Source organism: Streptococcus suis, from assembly GCF_019794615.1.
GTDB lineage: Bacteria > Bacillota > Bacilli > Lactobacillales > Streptococcaceae > Streptococcus > Streptococcus suis_AI.
The window spans coordinates 1-17,887 of sequence record NZ_JAIMDU010000027.1; the positions used below are offsets into that span (position 1 = coordinate 1).

Here is a 17,887-nt window from a genome sequence, read left to right on the forward strand (position 1 = left end):
CTAGTTTGTTCGCATGTCAACAGCGTCAAACGGGCTTCTTTCAACGGAAAATCAGCTTATGAACTCTTTACATTTACCTACGGTGAGGAATTGGCAACACTTTTGGGGATCTCTAAAATTGACCCTGAGAACGTCATCCAATCCCCACGATTATTAGATAAGTAATCGCTAGTTTTTATTAAAAAATAATTTCAAAATAGAAAGGAACTTGTCCCATCCCAAATTCCAGATAACTAGAACTTACTTTGAGACGTCTCAGAGCCAGTAACTTTAGTGTACCCTTTTTTTCAACATTTTCAACCCTAAAACTCACTATTATCAACATTTGTAGTCAAAAACAGAACTTAGTCTGAGACTAAATTCTGTTGATTTTATGCAGTTTTCTCAGAGTAACTTCTGGAAGGACGGGAACTAGAATTTACTTTGAGAATTTACCCTCAAAATAAGCCCGTGAACAAAATATTTTCCAGTATCATTAAAACTAACATATATCTAAAAATTATCTGACATTTTTAAGTATTTGTGTTATAATTTTGTTATAAAAATCACAAAGGATGCCGAATGAACATGCAAACACTGCAAATTGGACAAATTTATCTTGTAAAGGACATTCAATTACAAGAAGATGTTCGCAAACATTTGAACCATCTTGGGTTAAAGATAGGACAAGAAATTCGAATCATTTCAAAAACAAAAGACAATGCAATCATCCAGGTCAAAGCCAGTCGTTTGGCCCTAGATCAATCTGTTCTCAATAGTTTGGTTTTAGAAGAAAAATCAGAACAAGAGCAATCCTTGGCCCTATCAGATCTTCCAATTGGTAGCAGTGCCAAAGTTATCGAAATCTGTGCGACAGGCGCCCTACGTCGTCGCCTCATGGATATGGGTATAACGAAACATACACAACTTCTTCTTAAAAATGTTGCTCCATTAGGCGACCCTTTAGAAATAACACTTCGTGGCTACCAATTAACTCTCCGGAAATCGGAAGCACAAATGATTCTCGTTCAAGTTGAAAGCTAGGTGAATACATGAATAAACAGATAGCCTTAGTGGGTAATCCAAACAGTGGAAAGACCACCCTTTTCAACCTCCTGACAGGAACCAACCAACGAGTTGGAAATTGGCCAGGAGTAACGGTTGAAAGAAAATCAGGAAACATAAAAAAACGATCACACTTGGATCTGCAAGATCTTCCCGGAATTTATTCCCTCTCACCCTACACTTCCGAAGAGATGGTTGCTAGAGACTACCTCCTAACTGCTCAACCAGCAGCCATTTTAAATGTTGTAGATGCAACGAATCTGGAACGGAATCTATATCTAACTCTCCAATTACTTGAGATGGGTATCCCAACCGTTATTGCATTGAATATGACCGATACTTTGAAACAACAGGGACGGAGTATTAAAGTAGATCAGTTATCTCACCAGCTAGGTTGCCCCATTCAATCAATTAGTGCATTAAAAAAGATGGGTATCCCTCAACTGCTCAGCGAAGTTGAAAGAACGAGCACCCAATCTAGCACACCTTATTTTCCGCAATATGAGAAACAATTTGAGGCAGCTATCGCTCAAGTGATTGAATTGTTACCTCAAACAATCCCTACTACACAACAACGCTTTTATGCTATCAAGGCTTTAGAACAAGATTCAGACATTTTACATCAACTCAATTTCGGAGAAACTGAAAAAGCAGATTTATCTGAAATTATCATGATTTTGGAGAAAATCTATTCGGATGATATCGAAGCCATAATTGTCAACCAACGATACCAATTCATTGAAACCATTTCGAGCTCCGTCCAAGAAGAAATTGGAAACGGCCTTAATATTTCTGATAAAGTGGACCAAATTGTAACCAACCGCTTTCTCGCACTTCCTATTTTTGCACTCGTTATGTGGCTAACCTACTTTCTTGCTATCCAAACCGTAGGAACTATTGGGACTGACTGGGTCAACGATGTATTGTTTGGCCAATTTGTTCCAGATATTATTCAAAATCTTCTTGATACCTTTGAAATTGCTGGCTGGTTACAATCTTTAGTACTTGATGGAATTGTAGCTGGTTGTGGGGCTATACTCGGCTTTGTGCCACAGATTTTTGTACTCTTCTTCTGTCTAGGAATCTTAGAAGATATTGGATACATGAGTCGCATTTCCTTTGTCATGGACCGAATTTTTAGACGTTTTGGCCTATCAGGTAAATCCTTTATCCCGATGCTGATTGCTACAGGGTGTGGTGTTCCTGGAGTAATGGCTAGTCGAACAATTGAGAACGAACAAGATAGAAAAATCACTATTATGACAGCTACTTTTATGCCTTGTTCAGCCAAACTTCCGATTATTTCACTCGTTGCAGGTGCTTTTTTCCCTGGCAATCCTTGGATTGCACCCAGCGCATATTTCATTGGTATGGGAGCCATTATTCTTTCTGGTTTGGCATTGAAAAAAACAAAGCAACTCGGTGGCTTGGCGAGTCCATTTATCATGGAATTGCCCTCCTACCATCTTCCGCAAATTCAAACTGTTCTTCGTTATTCTTCCGATAAGGCAATAAGCTTTATCAAACGTGCGGGGACTATTATCTTCGTAACCAATATCATCATTTGGTTTGCTAGTTCATACAGCTGGGCTTTGGCACCAGTCGAGACAAATCAAAGTATCCTGGCTTCAATCGGCCATGGTTTTGCCTTTTTCTTCCAACCACTTGGTTTTGGGAACTGGAAAGCTACAATCGCAGCTATTACTGGCCTCCTAGCTAAAGAGACAGTCATTGCTAGTTTTGGTATTCTCTACAAACTGGGAGAAACTTCCGAGAGCAATCGTGAATTATGGACATTGCTCCAGCAAGATTATTCCGCTTTATCCGCCTACTCATTCCTCATTTTTAACTTGCTCTGTGCACCATGCTTTGCTGCTATTGGAGCCATACACCGTGAGATGGGAAATGCAAAATGGACCTGGATTGCTGTAGGTTTCCAAACAGGACTAGCCTATGCTGTCAGCCTCATCATTTATCAATTAGGAGCTGTTTTTCTCTATCATCATCAACCAACTATTTGGACCGGTATTACACTGATTTTACTATCTGCAATGGTGTATAGTATCGTTCGAAAACCTGCTTCCGCCTTACCTATCGTCACTCTAAAAAACCTTCAAAAGGAGCAAATGAATGGCTAACTTCATCCTGATATCACTCATTGTTGTATTGTTCGTCCTAGCTGTCCGTAGCTTGGTCAAAAGTAAAGGTGCCTGCAATGATTGTTCTTGTGACTGTGCTATCAAACAAGAAATTTCTCATCAACATGATCCAAAACATTCTAAAATCTCATAAGCTTTACCTTTAAAAAAATTCCCATTTTTAACTGTCAGACAGATAAAAAACTGCCTTATTTTCTTTATGAAATAGGCAGTTTTTTATTATTATTCATCTAATGCATATTCTGCTATGACGATTGTTTTTCCAGCCAACTCTTTGACCTCACCAGTTGGACAAAATCCAACTTTGGACCAAAAATGACTGGCCTGAGGATTGCTTTCTACATAACCTAGACGCACCTTTTTGAAGTGAGTTGCTAACTGAGACATGAGCTCTGCTATGATCTTTGAGCCAAGACCCTGACCAGCCAATCTTGAATCCACCATAAAAAGTCCGATATAAGCGATGTCTTCTGTCGGATAACCGTCAATTAGGTCTAGGATGGCAACTAATCGCTCTTTGTCCCAGAATCCTAGAAAATATTTATCTGATAGCTCCTTACCTGGTGGACACTCGACAAGGTCATTTGCTAAACTTTCCAGACTAGGCAAGGGTGGAAAATGTTCAAAATAGAGAGGGTTTGTCTGGTAGAGTGCTAAAACCTGCTCCAAGTCGGCGTCTGCTAACTTTCGTACTTGATAACGATTTGAAAATTGACTAATCTTCATCCTCTTCGCTCCGACTAGGCTTCCCAATCGTTTCAAAACTTGCTCGGCTATCAGCTGCCAGAGCCTCCTCTTCATAGGCATTGATAATCTGGGCAACGACTGGGTGACGAACAACATCCTTGGCTGAAAAATGTACGAAATCAATCTGTGGTATTTTGCTTAGTTTCTCCGTCGCATCAATCAAGCCTGACTTAACCTTGCGTGGCAGGTCAATCTGACTAATATCCCCATTGACAATCATCTTGGAATTAAAGCCCAGACGGGTCAGGAACATCTTCATCTGCATAATGGTAGTATTTTGCGCCTCATCCAAGATGACAAAAGCATCTTCCAAGGTCCGCCCCCGCATATAGGCCAGCGGTGCAATCTCGATAATCTCGCGCTCCATTAGGCGCGTGGTCTGCTCCTTGCCCAAAATCTGGTAGAGAGCATCATAGACAGGACGCAAATAGGGGTCTACTTTTTCTTTTAAGTCCCCTGGCAAAAAGCCTAAACTTTCGCCTGCTTCTACCGCAGGACGTGTCAGAACAATCCGCTTGACCTGTCCCCGCTTGAGAGCTGTTACAGCTAGAGTAACCGCCAAGAATGTCTTACCTGTACCAGCAGGACCGATTCCAAACACGATGTCATGACGCTTTACGCTGTCCACGTAGAGTTTTTGTCCAAGGGTCTTTACGCGAATGGGTTTGCCATAGTTGTCCTTGATAATCTCTTCTTCATAGAGGGCAACGAATTTCTCAATCTCATTATTTTTTGCCATGGAAATAGCTGTGACCACATCTGGCGTATTGATAACCAAACCACGACTCACCAAGACAAGGAGAGACTGGATAACAAGACGCGCCTGTTCTACATGTTCTTCCTGTCCAATCACCTGCACTTTTTCCGTACGGGCATGAATAACCACACCTAGTTCCTGTTCCATCAATCTCAGATGGCGTTCATTCGAACCAAATAGGCTAAACGAATCATCTGGATGCTTGAGTTGAATATCAATTGAATGTTCTAGCAAGAGTTGCTCCTTTTCCTGTGCTTTTCTCTATTATAACAAAAATAGCCCAAACAAGGCTATTTTGTACTATTTTATCCATCAATGTTCCAAATAATCTTCCCAAATCGCATCAAAATCAGACATGGAAAAAGCAAAACTGGCCGATTCCTCCAAAAAACGACTGACTTCATCGAAATTATCTGATTGCTTAGGAAAATCAGATTCATCAAAGGCATAATCTGCCAAGATAGCTACTGGTTCATTACTTTTCGGGTTGCGCTGGGTCATCAACCAAGAATAAAAACTTCTTCTCACTACATCTACTTTCTATGATTTTTTTCGTAGAGCTCTATATAGCGCTCCATAGACATCTTACTAACCAATTCCCCTATCAATTCATAAGGAATATTCTTGGGATTTTTTATACGAACACAGGACTTGCCCATATCCAGTTTGGTAGGCACCTGTGCTTGATAAGCAGCAACGAACCAATCATTCAATTCTTGGTCCATATAGATTCCCATGTGGTAGAGGGCGATGTGTGCCTTTTGTGATGCCAAGGCAAGGAAAGGCAGGGGCTCTCCAGGTGTACAATGATAACCATCAGGGTAGGCATTAAGCGGCACATAATAGTTAATCATACCTCCCAAGATGCCTACTTCAAAACCAGCTGGTAACTGTTCGACAATCACTTGATGGAGCCGTTCAACCGCTTCCTTCCGATTCTCAGGCAAGGCAGCCATATATTCTTCAATCGTTTCCACTTCAATCAGCATGACCTTCTCCTATCTCAACCCCAGCATACTTTCCTTGGCGTGAACCATGTCTGTTATCATCTGACAATATGGCGTAGGGATGCCTGCTCGCTTGCCTTTGAATACAACTGCTCCATTCAGATAATCAATTTCTGTCTTTCGACCATGTTGGACCAAATCCTGGTGCATAGATGGATAGTGATTGGAAGCCTTCTTCGAAGCATCAATAACATATTTCCAAATAGCTTCTTCGTCAATTCCATCTGCCTCAGACTTAGCAACAGCAATAAATTCTTTGAAAATCCCCTGTACTAGATTCAGTCCAGCCTCCGTACCAAATAATTCACCAATTGTACAGTCTAAAATGGTACAAGTTGGATTCATCACACCATTGACACAGGCTTTCTGCCAAATAGCACTGACAACATGATTGTCATAGGTCACATTTAGTCCAGCTTCATTCAGCATTTCAATAATATCCGCAACTGATTGCTCATCACCAAGAATATGCTGAACGGAGATAGAACCCGGACCTTCTAAGTGAGCATGTCCAGGACCCTTTAGTCCCGCCAACCACATGGTCACCCCAACCATGATACTTTCATCTGGCACGTACCGACGCATGGTCGTCGCATGCCCCAAACCATTCAAGAGACTCAAAACCTTGGTAGTTGGACCGATAATCGGCTTAATATCCCGCAACATCTTTGGCAACTGATCAGCCTTTGTCAATAGAATGATAAAATCTGCTTCTCTCGTTGCTTCGGTCGGTTTCATGATAGGTAAGTGTACAGTTTCCTCTACATCTCCAGTCACTTTCAAGCCGTTTTCTCGAATCACTTCGATATGCTCTTCCCAATTATCCAACAAAATCACTTCATGATTTGTCTTAGACAATTGATAACCAAACCGACACCCCATTGCTCCACTACCAGCAATATATACGAGCATAGACGCCTCCTATACCAATTCTGTTCCCACTGAGTCCTGCTTTATTTTCCCAGCCTTCATCAGACCACCAAGAGCTTTTTTGAATTGCCCTTTGGAAATACCAAAGGTGGCCTTGATGTCTTCCGGAGCAGACTTATCGTTCAAGGTCATGAAACCTCCATTGCTTTCCAGATAAGTCAATATCATCTGGGCATCATTTTCCAGCATCTCAAATGAACGTGGCTTGAGAGACAAGTTCAAGGTCCGATCAACTGCACGGTAGCCGATGACACGCGCCTCTAAAACCTGACCCAAACGTGGTTCCGCAAAGCGTTCGCTCGGATGGATAAAACCAAGCATGTTGTTGTCTGGCAAATAAACAAAAGTACCATTCATTTTCAAACGATAGACAATCGCTCGCAGATTTTGGTTTTGCATATTGTCATAGGCAGGTCCAGCCATTTTCTGAAAATCTTCCTGAAAAGCTGGTAGAGCCCAAATGCGGTCCTTTTTATCAACGTCTAATTTGACGTACAACTGATCACCCTTTTTCGGCCAGAGTTCCTTGATTTCAGGCAAAATGTCTAAGGAAACAACCACTTGCTTGTCTGGCAGACCTGTATCCACAAAGACACCCAAATCCTTACGTACCTCTGTGACAGTTCCCCAACCAAAGCTGGTACGACTCGCTCCAACTTCCTTAGTTGTCAAACGGAGTTTTTGTTTCATATCGGTATAAGCAAATCCCTTTATAGATTGTCCTAAACCATGTTCTCCTTCTTCCTTGGAGAGCGCAAAGGTTCTACCCTCTTTTTGGACAAAGTAAAACTGATCATTTTCGTCAGTCACTAAACCAACGACATACTGTGCTAATAAATCATTCATGATTTTCTTCTTTCTGATTAAAAAAGGGGGAGTCTGTCTAACTCCCCTCCATTAGATTTCTTATTGATACATCACTGGAAGTTAGACAGCCCAGTGATAATCTGTTTTTGTAGCTTAAAAACGTGTTGATTAAACTTCCAACAATTCTTTTTCTTTGTCGGCAGTCATTTTATCAATTGTTTTGATAGCATCATCTGTTACTTTTTGAATATCTTTTTCAAGCGACTTCAATTCATCTTCAGTGATTTCTTTTGCTTTTTCAGCTTTTTTAGCATCATCCATGGCATCACGACGGATATTGCGGATAGCAACTTTAGAGTTCTCACCCACTTTTTTCACATCCTTCGCTAAATTCTTACGAGTTTCCTCAGTAAGAGCAGGAATAACCAAACGGATAACAGTACCATCAGATTGAGGCGTCAAACCAAGGTCAGATGCGTTCAAAGCACGCTCAATATCTTTTAATATTGACTTGTCGAAAGGTGTTATCAATAGAACACGCGCTTCTGGCACTGTAATACCAGCCAACTGGTTCAATGGTGTTGGAGAACCGTAGTACTCAACTGAAATACGGTCCAACAAGCTAGCATTTGCACGACCAGCACGAATGTGGCTAAATTCACGCGCCAAACTCTGATGTGATTGGTTCATGCGCTCTTGCGCTTTAGCAATAATTTCTTTAGACATAAAACTTCCTTCTTTTTTATTTTCTTATTGAATAGATGAAAGCTGAACTCAATTTCAATCTATTATTTTTCTGCAGTAGAATTTGAAACAGTTGTTCCAATCGGTTCACCAAAGACAACGCGCTTGATGTTCCCTGGTTCATTCATATTAAAGACAACCAAATCAATGTCATTGTCCATTGAAAGTGTTGAAGCAGTCGCATCCATAATTTTAAGACCACGACTAATCACCTCACGGTGGGTTAATTCATTAAATTTAACAGCATTGGCATCTTTCTTCGGATCAGCGTTATACACGCCATCCACACCATTTTTAGCCATCAAAATTGCATCTGCCTCAATTTCAGCAGCTCGGAGGGCAGCTGTTGTATCGGTTGAGAAGTATGGAGAACCAATACCTGCACCAAAGATAACAATACGACCTTTTTCCAGATGACGGAGCGCACGACCACGAATATAAGGCTCAGCAACCGACTGCATGGCAATGGCGGTTTGTACACGTGTATCTACACCAAGTTGTTTAAGAGAATCCGCCATTACAAGAGCGTTCATAACAGTTCCTAGCATACCAGTATAGTCTGCTTGAACTCGATCCATGCCCGCCTCAGCAGCAGGTTCTCCACGCCATAAGTTACCGCCACCAATTACAAGGGCAATTTGAATACCTGATTCTGCGACTTCCTGAATTTCTTTTGCCATTTCCTGAACAGTTTTAAGGTCAATACCTACACCACGTTCACCGGCCAAGGCCTCTCCAGACAATTTGATAAGAATACGTTCGTATTTAGGTTTCATTCTCTTACTCCTCTTTTTTATCCCTACTATTCTACCACAAAATTGTTTTTTTTTATACTGAAATCTCCAAGAAAAAAGAAAATCCAAGATGTGAATTTTCTTTCTATTTTATAATATACTAGACTAGCTCAGCCTCACCCTATATGAATCTGTAATTCAGTAATTCCGACCGAATTATTCATCTATTAAACTCTAACCCAACCGTAATTTTCTACGCAATAATTGAGCACGTCCACCAATTAAACGGTCTAACTGCCGCGTCTTTAATGTCAAAAGTACAAAAACGATGATGCCAGCACCACCAGCTATCACTAAATGGATAAAGCTAGAAACATAACCATTTGCTGGAAGAACGATACCTAGAAGGAACTCAATACCCCAGACAACCAAGCCCATCACCGCGGAAATCCAACTAATTGTCACAATATCCTTCACTACTAATTGTTCATCAATATCTAGTATCTTATCAATTCGTTTATAAAAGAGATACAGCATAATACCTAAACCAAAAATTGTTGAAATAAAGCTGCCATAAACTTTGCAAAGATACATCATTGGTACTTGTAAAACAATTTTCACTAGCATACCAATCAAGAAATAATAAATTCCATGTCTGTTTTCAAAAATTGATTGAATAACAACGCTAATGACTGAATACAAGCCCAAAGGAAGAATCATCAAAAGATTCCAAATAAACAAGGTAATAGCGATTTCTTCTGATGGACCATAAAATACCGTATACAAAGGACGAGCTAATAGAACAGTACCAACAATAGCTGGGATTGTAAAAATGAAAAGAAGTTGTAAATTATCAGCAACTAAATGCGAAGCTGCTTTCAAATCCTTTTGAACAAATTTTTCAGTTATCAAAGGAATAGCCACGCTTCCTAAACTCTGGGAAATACCAATAATCATCATAGTGATTTTGTTCGGATTTGCGGCCAAATAAGAATACAGTTCCAATAATTCTGAATTGGAGTAGGTTGTAATCCGCTCCATCACATTAATAAAGGTAACCTGATCAATAAATTGCAACAATTGAATGGTTAAACCTAAAATAATAATCGGAATAGCATCCTTTACAGTTTCTCTGATCAACTGACCAGTATGGATAGATATTTTCTGCTTTTTCGCATGAATCAATCTTCCTAAGTAACCTTGTTTCCATAAAGCATAGACTAATACTGCAACACTGGCAATCATACCAACAAAGGCAGCAAAAGTAGATTGGACAACCGCATCAAGGTAATTCCCATTACCTAATTTCATGATAATAAAAGTCGCTGCTAAAATCCAAATGACACGGACCAACTGTTCTGCGAGCTGACTAATCGCATAGGGCTTCATATCATGCCGACCTTGGAAAAAACCACGAAGAATGCTCATTGCCGGGAAAATAAATAAGGGCGGTACGAGACTATACATGACCGGAATCAATTTTTCCCTTGAGCCAGATGCTTCTGCTAACCACGGTGAACTGATATACATGATCCCAGCAAATACCGCCCCAAAGATCAGCATAATTTTGAAGAACTCTCTTACCAGATAGAGAGAAACATCTTCCTTACCAAGAACATTGTATTTTGCAACTTGCTTAGCAATCGCTACAGGTAAACCAACTGTTGAAATCAATAAGAAGTTGGCATAAATTTGATAGCCCATACTAAAGAGCGCATTGGCTTCTGCTCGGTATTCTCCAAGCCAAATATACCAAGGAATTACATAAGCTACCCCCAGTAAGCGACTTAGAATATTACCTGCAGTCAACCAAGCTAAGCCTTTAGCCATTGTAGCCTGTTCTTTTGACTGCTGTATTTCAACTTTTTCAGACATATTCACTAAACTTTCTATATAATTACAAATTTATTCTCAATGAAAATCCTCATTAGCTGTACCTTAACCACAAATTTCCAAAGAGTCTAACTCTTTCATTATAAACTTTTATCATACCAAAGTAAAAGAAAAACCCACCCATAAGGTGGGCAAGTCAATTAATTATCAATTGAATGATATTTCACTGTCAACCCTCGTTGTACAGCTGGGCGCTGAGCTATTTTCTCTACCCAGGTCTTTAGATGCTTGTAAGAATCAACATCTAAAAATTCTGCTGAACCTGGATATAGTTCTCCTTGCACCAAGCGACCATACCAAGACCAGATAGCAATATCTGCGATGGTATAGGTATTTCCAGCTATATATTCTCTTGTCGCCAATAGTTGATCTAAAAGATCCAGCTGACGCTTAGTTTCCATTGTATAGCGATTAATCGGATATTCTTGCGCTGTCGGAGCGTAATGGAAGAAATGTCCAAATCCTCCACCAACAAATGGAGCGGCGCCAGTTTGCCAGAAGAGCCAATTAAGAACCTCTGTCCGCTCTGCCCATGATTTTGGCAAAAAGGCTTCAAACTTTTCTGCCAAGTAGAGGAGAATATTGGCTGATTCAAAGACCGAAATCGGTTCTTGCTCGGAATAATCTACCATAGCTGGTATTTTGGAGTTGGGGTTGATGGCAACAAAATCGGAGCCAAATTGATCTCCTTGACCGATATTGATGAGAAAGAGGTCATAATCAGCTTCCGAAACACCTAACTCTTTCAACTCCTCCAACATAATAGCAACCTTAATGCCATTCGGAGTCCCCAATGAATAGACTTGGAAAGGCTTCTCTCCCTTTGGTAGGTCTTGCTCAAAGCGACTGCCCGCTGTTGGACGGTTGCCAGATCGGTTGTCATTTTCATCTTCCCACTTCCAAACGAGTGGTTTTGTATATTCTGTCATGTTTTCTCCTATTTTACCTTTCCTGGAAAAAGACTGGCATAGCGATAATGGTTTTGAACCTCTTGAAGGTAATGGGCTAGTTGCACCAATTCCTTAGGCGCTCGGCAAGTCAGAGCTGTTAACTCTGCATTGATAAAGCGACTTAAGTGTCCTGCCAGTATATAGAGATTTTCCTCCTTGTCCAACTGACCTGCTACCTCCAATATTTTTTTACGCAGGGCTTCTGAAAATGCTTCCTGCGGAAGGTTGTAGGCTGCAGAAAGGTATTTATAAAGCTCTTCTTTCTCTGCTACTTTCATTGGATAACTCCTTTTATGTAAATTGAATATAGTATAAATCGAAATCAAGTGCTTGTCAAGAAAATCTCAAGAAAAAAAGATTGCCCTAAGACAATCTTTCTATTGATTAAAGTGAGTTAGGATCAACTTTGATACCAACACCTTGTGTTGTTGTGATTGATACTGAAGTCATGTAAGTACCTTTAGCTGTAGCTGGCTTAGCTTTAGCCATTACATCGTGGAATGCTTTGAAGTTTTCAACGAGTTTGTCAGCGTCAAATGATACTTTACCGATAAGAGCTTGTACGATACCTGCTTTGTCAGCACGGTAAGTGATTTTACCACCTTTAGACTCTTCAACTGCTTTAGCAACATCCATTGTTACTGTACCAGTTTTAGGGTTTGGCATCAAGTTACGTGGACCAAGTACACGACCAAGACGTCCAACAACAGCCATCATATCTGGAGTTGCGATAACAACGTCGAAGTCCAACCAACCACCGTTGATTTTAGCAACGAGGTCATCTTCACCTACAAAGTCTGCACCAGCAGCTTTTGCTTCTTCTGCTTTAGCACCACGTGCGAAAACAAGAACGCGTGAAGTTTTACCAGTACCATTTGGCAATACCATTGCACCACGGATTTGTTGATCAGCTTTACGAACGTCGATGTTCAAGTTGTAAGCAACTTCAACAGACGCATCAAATTTAGCGAAGTTAGTTTCTTTTGCAAGAGCTACAGCTTCTTCTACGCTGTACAATTTTGTGCTGTCGATTTTCTCAAGAGCAGCACGCAAGTTTTTGCTTTTTTTAGCCATATTATATGTCTCCTTGTAATCAGATAAACTTGGGTGCTACTTAGTCAGTAACAGTGAATCCCATAGAACGAGCAGTACCTTCGATCATACGCATTGCAGCTTCTACAGATGCAGCGTTCAAGTCAGGCATTTTAGTTTCAGCAATTTCTTGTACTTGTGCACGAGTAACTGTTGCAACTTTAGTTTTGTTTGGTGTACCTGAACCTTTTTCAACACCTGCAGCTTTTTTCAAAAGAACAGCAGCTGGTGGTGTTTTAGTGATGAAAGTGAATGATTTATCTTCATACACAGAGATAACGACTGGGATGATCATACCAGCTTGGTCAGCTGTACGAGCGTTAAACTCTTTTGTGAATCCCATGATGTTGATACCTGCTTGACCAAGTGCTGGTCCGACTGGTGGAGCTGGAGTAGCTTTACCTGCAGGAATTTGAAGTTTTACGAGTTTTTCGACTTTTTTAGCCATGATATAAAATCCTCCTATTGTGGTTTTGGCGGTAATTACAGATTTTTACCTCCCACAAATATGTGTTTTACACATACCTTTTCATTATACACGATTTTCAAAGAATTGCAAGCTTTAGGTTTACTTTTGTTCACATTTTTTATAGAATAGACTTATGTTTGAATCAATGATTTTTTTAAAGATTGCTACACTATTATTTCTATTTCTGACTTTGGCACTTTCCATTATAGTTGTCAATTTTTTTAAATTGCAAAAAAGAGGATGGAATTTTGCGGATATTGCCTTTCCATTATTTGCCTTTGAGTTTTATCTTATTTCTGACAAGGCTTTCTATAACAGCTTGATACCTTATCTGACCTTCTCGCTGTCAGTACTTGCCATCTGTCTTTGTCTCTTCTTCTTGCTTCAAAAAAGACAGTTTAACTTTAAACGATTTTTCAAAGTATTTTGGAGAGCTGGCTTTATTTTGACATTCCTGATGTATTTGGCCTTGGTGATTGCTGTCCTAACTTTATAAAACTAAATTCGAAACTTATCACATATAAAAAAACCTGAAATTTTCAGGTTTTTTATATCTTATTTATTACGTTCAGCGCGGTATGCCGCAGCCTCTTCTTCTGTAGCCAATACAAAGTGACCAGGCGTAATCTCATGCATCTGACGTTCTTGACCATCTAATTCAGCACTCGGATCGTATTCCACATGGACACGATTTTTTTCAAATTCTGGATCCGGTTCAGGGATAGCAGAAAGCAAACTCTTCGTGTAGGGATGAATTGGGTCATTGTAAACAGCATCCGACGTTCCAATTTCCAACATTTTACCCCAGTGCATAACACCAATACGGTCAGAGATGTACTTAACCATTGATAAATCGTGTGCAACAAAAAGATAGGTTAGACCTTGTTCTCTCTGCAATTTTTGCATCAAATTAACAACTTGTGCTTGAATGGATACATCTAAGGCTGAGATTGGTTCGTCAGCAATAATAAATTTTGGACGAACTGCTAAGGCACGTGCAATACCAATCCGTTGTCGTTGTCCACCTGAAAACTCATGCGGATAACGCGTTAAATGATCCTTATTTAAACCGACTAAATCCAATAAATGTTGAACACGCTCATCCCGTTCTTCTTTTGAAGAAGTCAAGCCGTGAATATCCAAACCTTCTGCAACGATATCTCTGATTTTCATACGACCATTCAAACTAGCTTGAGGATCTTGGAAAATCATTTGTGCATCTTTTCGAAATTCTTTCAAATCTTTTCCAGAAAGCTTTGAAATAGACTGGCCATCAAAGAGAATATCCCCAGCATTATAGTCATACAATTTTAGAATGGTACGACCAACCGTCGTCTTTCCTGAACCAGATTCACCAACGAGACCAAAGACCTCTCCTTCATAAATGTCAAAGGAAACATTGTCAATGGCTTTAACTTCGTTTTTCTTACCTGCATTAAAAGTCAATGAAACATTTTTTAGTTCAACGAGTTTTTTTCTATTTTCGCTCATTGTTTCTCCTTCTTACTATTCCATTTTTCCCAACGTTTCAAGATTGCTAACGGTGGTGTAATTTCAGGAGCTCGCTCGTCTAACAACCATGTTGCTGCATAATGGCTATCTGAAATTTGGAACATTGGCGGTTGCTCTTCAAAATCAATATCGAGAGCATATGCATTTCTGGCTGCAAAAGCATCTCCAGCAGGAGGGTTCAACAGATCTGGAGGAGTTCCAGGAATGGATTCCAAACTTCCAGAAGCAGTCTCTGTTGTCGGCATAGAGTTTAATAACCCCCATGTGTATGGATGTTGCGGATTATAAAATACTTCCTCAACCGTTCCAACTTCCACAATCTTCCCTGCGTACATAACAGCTACACGGTCCGCCATACCAGCTACCACACCCAAATCATGGGTAATAAAGATAATAGAAGACTGTGTTTGAGACTGAATTTCTTTCATCAAATTCAAAATTTGCGCTTGAATCGTCACGTCTAAGGCAGTTGTTGGTTCATCTGCAATTAGAATTTCTGGATTCGCTGCAAGTGCAATCGCAATGACTGCACGTTGACGCATACCACCTGACCACTGATGTGGATAATCTTTAATGTGCTCTTCAGCATTTGGAATACCAACCTTTTTCATGAGTTCCAAGGCACGTTTCAAGGCCTCTGATTTGGATACCTTTTCATGTAAAATAATTGGCTCAGCAATTTGCATACCGATTGTCATTGTTGGATCCAAACTTGTCATTGGATCTTGGAAAATCATGGCAATTTCATTTCCACGAACTTTTACCCATTCACTCTCTGACAACTCGCTCAAGTCTTTATCTTTAAAATGAATCTTACCTGACAAATGTGCATTTTTGGCATTTAAGCCCATTAGTGTACGTGTTGTTACTGATTTACCTGAACCTGACTCTCCAACAATAGCAAGAGTTTCACCCTTGTTCAATGTAAAATTCACATCACGAATGGCCTGAACTTCACCGGCATAGGTATGAAAGGTTACATTTAAGTTTTCAACCTGTAAAATCGTTTCTTTATTCATCACAGCCTCCATTCCTAGTCTGCACTTGATTTCGGATCAAAAGCATCACGTAAGCCATCACCTAACAAGATAAAGGCGAGCGAAATCAACACTAATGCAGCTGCAGGAATCATTACTTGATATGGATAATATTGTAAGTTCTCCTGAGCGTCTGTAATCAATGAGCCAAGAGATGCTGTAGGTGGTTTCACACCGAGGTTGATGGCTGACAATACAGACTCATACATGATTGCACTTGGGACAGTCATCATAATTTGGACAATAATAATACCTGAAATATTTGGCAAAACATGTTTAAAAGCAATTTTCAGGTTGCTCTCACCTAACGCACGAGAGGCAAGTACAAAGTCACGCTCCTTGTAAGATAGGGTTAGGTTCCGAACTTGGCGGGCCATTGAGGTCCATCCAACAATTGCGATTGAAATAATAATAGAAGTCACACCATTTCCTAAGAGCAAACCAAGCATGGTTACAATAACCAGGTTTGGGATGGAAGAAATAACTTCAATCACCCGTTGCATAACTGTGTCCACTTTCCCACCAGAGAAACCTGAGATCAGACCATAGGTTACACCAATAACTAAGTCAATCAAAGTAGCAACAACCGCAATTAAGAGGGAAATACGAATACCAACCGTTACTCGTTTTGCAATGCTCCGTCCAAGGTTGTCCGTACCTAAAATAAATTTGACACCTTCAGGAACACTCTGATCTGCATAGGCATCGTTTGCTTCAGTATTTCCTGAATAAACAATTGATCCATTCCAGAATGGTAAGTTATCACTAATTTTTGGAGGCAAGTTTCGATATGTAGAGACTTCTTCACTATTAAAACTATTGGCAGAATTTGTAGAAACCACAAAAGTTGAACCAATTGCAAAAACTAGCAAAAATCCAATAAACCATAATGAAATAACTGCTAATTTATTTTGCTTTAATCGTCGCCATGCATCTTGCATAAACGACAAGGCTGGTTTTTCAATTTTTTCCTGGGAGTCTGAGCTACCAGCACCAACCAAAGTAAATGTTTTTCTTTGTTCTGTCATTATTCACTCCTTATCCCAGTCTGACACGTGGATCCACAATGCTAATGATAATGTCCGTAATCAAAATAGCAACCATGAGCATCATTGCATAGACAATTGTAGTCCCCATAATCACTGGATAGTCTTTTGTAGGAATTGACGTTACAAACTGTTGACCTATCCCTGGAATGGAAAAAATCTGTTCAATCAAAGCTGAACCCGTCAAAATATTAGCCGCCATTGGTCCAACCAAGGTCAGAACAGGAATCATTGAATTACGGTAAGCATGATGATTGGTTACTTGACGATTTGTCATACCCTTTGCACGCGCCAACTGAATATAGTCGGTGTTCAAGGTTTCAATCATTTCACTTCTGAAGAAACGTGTAACCTGTGCAAAAACTGGGATTGCAAGGGCAAAAGTTGGCAAGATTGTTTGTCCAAAGGTCCCCCATCCTGAAAGAGGCAACAGTGCCCATTTAAACCCAAGATAGTCCAACAAAAGCAAACCAATGATGAAGGCTGGTACTGAAATACCCAGAGTAGAAATCACACTTAAAAAACCATCAATTTTATTGTTTTTATTACGAGCGGAAACAGCCCCGATTAACAAACCACCACTTATACCAACAACAAGAGCTTGAAAACCAAGATGTACAGATACTCCTAGGCGTTGTGTAATCAATTTTGTAACAGACTGGTTAGCAGATTGGTAACTTGTACCAAAATCTCCATGCAAAATATCAGTCAGATATTTTAGGTATTGTTGCCACAGTGGCTTGTCCAAACCATACTGTTTGTTCATTATTTCAATCATTTCATCAGTAAGTCTCGGACTATTGTAAGGAGTCCCAGGCATAATTTGCATCAGAAAGAAGGAAAGGGTAATAACAACCCATAGTGTCACCAACAGAATGGCGATCCTTTTCAATAGATATTTAGTCATATTATTCCTCAAAGCAAAAGCAAGAATTGGCATATCCAATCCTTGCAAATTT

General features: G+C 40.0%; 21 protein-coding genes and 1 pseudogene. 5 read left to right on the forward strand and 17 right to left on the reverse strand.

The window, feature by feature from the left end; genetic code table 11:
• The 4 genes and pseudogenes from K6V43_RS08110 to K6V43_RS08125 all read left to right on the forward strand — a co-directional run.
• Positions 1-165: pseudogene (locus K6V43_RS08110) on the forward strand (IS30 family transposase); the annotation flags it as partial.
• Positions 166-561: 396 nt separating this feature from the next.
• Positions 562-1,023, forward strand: coding sequence for a FeoA family protein (locus tag K6V43_RS08115; protein WP_024392048.1), 462 nt, complete (start codon positions 562-564; stop codon positions 1,021-1,023).
• 8 nt (positions 1,024-1,031) lie between these two features.
• Positions 1,032-3,182 carry a ferrous iron transport protein B gene (gene feoB / locus K6V43_RS08120; RefSeq protein WP_222382570.1) on the forward strand — a complete coding sequence of 717 codons (2,151 nt, stop codon included), beginning with the start codon at positions 1,032-1,034 and terminating at the stop codon, positions 3,180-3,182.
• A complete protein-coding gene (locus K6V43_RS08125; RefSeq protein ID WP_105126587.1) occupies positions 3,175-3,336 on the forward strand; it encodes a FeoB-associated Cys-rich membrane protein in 162 nt (53 codons plus the stop codon). Before feoB ends, K6V43_RS08125 begins: the two co-directional genes overlap by 8 nt.
• An 89-nt stretch (positions 3,337-3,425) precedes the next feature.
• Here K6V43_RS08125 and K6V43_RS08130 read toward each other — a convergent pair whose 3' ends face one another.
• The 13 genes from K6V43_RS08130 to rplK form a co-directional block, all read right to left on the reverse strand.
• Positions 3,426-3,929, reverse strand: coding sequence for a GNAT family N-acetyltransferase (locus K6V43_RS08130; RefSeq protein WP_222382571.1), 504 nt, complete (start codon positions 3,927-3,929; stop codon positions 3,426-3,428).
• The gene (locus K6V43_RS08135; RefSeq protein WP_222382573.1) at positions 3,919-4,941 is read right to left on the reverse strand and encodes a PhoH family protein; all 1,023 of its coding nucleotides are present in this window, start codon (positions 4,939-4,941) and stop codon (positions 3,919-3,921) included. The genes K6V43_RS08130 and K6V43_RS08135 overlap by 11 nt, the downstream gene beginning before the upstream one ends.
• Positions 4,942-5,019: 78 nt before the next feature.
• Positions 5,020-5,235, reverse strand: coding sequence for a YozE family protein (locus K6V43_RS08140; RefSeq protein WP_024396818.1), 216 nt, complete (start codon positions 5,233-5,235; stop codon positions 5,020-5,022).
• Between the two features lie 5 nt (positions 5,236-5,240).
• A complete protein-coding gene (locus K6V43_RS08145) occupies positions 5,241-5,696 on the reverse strand; it encodes a DUF1801 domain-containing protein (protein ID WP_222382574.1) in 456 nt (151 codons plus the stop codon).
• Between the two features lie 9 nt (positions 5,697-5,705).
• The gene (locus tag K6V43_RS08150; protein ID WP_222382576.1) at positions 5,706-6,626 is read right to left on the reverse strand and encodes a 2-dehydropantoate 2-reductase; all 921 of its coding nucleotides are present in this window, start codon (positions 6,624-6,626) and stop codon (positions 5,706-5,708) included.
• Between the two features lie 9 nt (positions 6,627-6,635).
• Entirely contained in the window at positions 6,636-7,490 is an 855-nt protein-coding gene (gene cvfB, locus K6V43_RS08155) for an RNA-binding virulence regulatory protein CvfB (protein WP_222382578.1), read from the reverse strand.
• Between the two features lie 129 nt (positions 7,491-7,619).
• The gene (gene frr / locus K6V43_RS08160; RefSeq protein ID WP_024391695.1) at positions 7,620-8,177 is read right to left on the reverse strand and encodes a ribosome recycling factor; all 558 of its coding nucleotides are present in this window, start codon (positions 8,175-8,177) and stop codon (positions 7,620-7,622) included.
• 62 nt (positions 8,178-8,239) lie between these two features.
• Complete coding sequence (pyrH, locus tag K6V43_RS08165) at positions 8,240-8,971, reverse strand: UMP kinase (RefSeq protein ID WP_172104066.1); 732 nt, start codon at positions 8,969-8,971, stop codon at positions 8,240-8,242.
• Between the two features lie 192 nt (positions 8,972-9,163).
• Positions 9,164-10,804, reverse strand: a complete 1,641-nt coding sequence (locus K6V43_RS08170) for a polysaccharide biosynthesis protein (protein WP_222382580.1) — start codon at positions 10,802-10,804, stop codon at positions 9,164-9,166.
• 158 nt (positions 10,805-10,962) lie between these two features.
• On the reverse strand, positions 10,963-11,751 hold the full coding sequence (gene yghU, locus K6V43_RS08175) for a glutathione-dependent disulfide-bond oxidoreductase (RefSeq protein ID WP_222382582.1): 789 nt from the start codon (positions 11,749-11,751) through the stop codon (positions 10,963-10,965).
• An 8-nt stretch (positions 11,752-11,759) separates the two neighbouring features.
• Positions 11,760-12,050, reverse strand: coding sequence for a hypothetical protein (locus K6V43_RS08180; protein WP_105136272.1), 291 nt, complete (start codon positions 12,048-12,050; stop codon positions 11,760-11,762).
• 106 nt (positions 12,051-12,156) lie between these two features.
• Positions 12,157-12,846 carry a 50S ribosomal protein L1 gene (rplA, locus tag K6V43_RS08185; RefSeq protein WP_004194879.1) on the reverse strand — a complete coding sequence of 230 codons (690 nt, stop codon included), beginning with the start codon at positions 12,844-12,846 and terminating at the stop codon, positions 12,157-12,159.
• A 40-nt stretch (positions 12,847-12,886) separates the two neighbouring features.
• Positions 12,887-13,312 (reverse strand): 50S ribosomal protein L11, encoded by a 426-nt coding sequence (gene rplK, locus K6V43_RS08190; protein WP_024382554.1) that lies wholly within the window; start codon positions 13,310-13,312, stop codon positions 12,887-12,889.
• A gap of 154 nt (positions 13,313-13,466) precedes the next feature.
• Between rplK and K6V43_RS08195 the strand changes: the two genes are divergently transcribed.
• A complete protein-coding gene (locus tag K6V43_RS08195) occupies positions 13,467-13,829 on the forward strand; it encodes a DUF3397 domain-containing protein (protein WP_261311809.1) in 363 nt (120 codons plus the stop codon).
• 59 nt (positions 13,830-13,888) lie between these two features.
• Here K6V43_RS08195 and K6V43_RS08200 read toward each other — a convergent pair whose 3' ends face one another.
• Genes K6V43_RS08200 through K6V43_RS08215 form a run of 4 tightly spaced genes read right to left on the reverse strand, consistent with a single transcriptional unit; the run spans position 13,889 to position 17,835 of the window.
• Positions 13,889-14,824, reverse strand: a complete 936-nt coding sequence (locus tag K6V43_RS08200; protein ID WP_024391700.1) for an ABC transporter ATP-binding protein — start codon at positions 14,822-14,824, stop codon at positions 13,889-13,891.
• A complete protein-coding gene (locus tag K6V43_RS08205) occupies positions 14,821-15,864 on the reverse strand; it encodes an ABC transporter ATP-binding protein (RefSeq protein ID WP_172130210.1) in 1,044 nt (347 codons plus the stop codon). The genes K6V43_RS08200 and K6V43_RS08205 overlap by 4 nt, the downstream gene beginning before the upstream one ends.
• Positions 15,865-15,878: 14 nt before the next feature.
• On the reverse strand, positions 15,879-16,910 hold the full coding sequence (locus K6V43_RS08210) for an ABC transporter permease (RefSeq protein ID WP_105126244.1): 1,032 nt from the start codon (positions 16,908-16,910) through the stop codon (positions 15,879-15,881).
• Between the two features lie 10 nt (positions 16,911-16,920).
• The gene (locus tag K6V43_RS08215) at positions 16,921-17,835 is read right to left on the reverse strand and encodes an ABC transporter permease subunit (RefSeq protein WP_024391703.1); all 915 of its coding nucleotides are present in this window, start codon (positions 17,833-17,835) and stop codon (positions 16,921-16,923) included.
• Between the last annotated feature and the right edge of the window lie 52 nt (positions 17,836-17,887).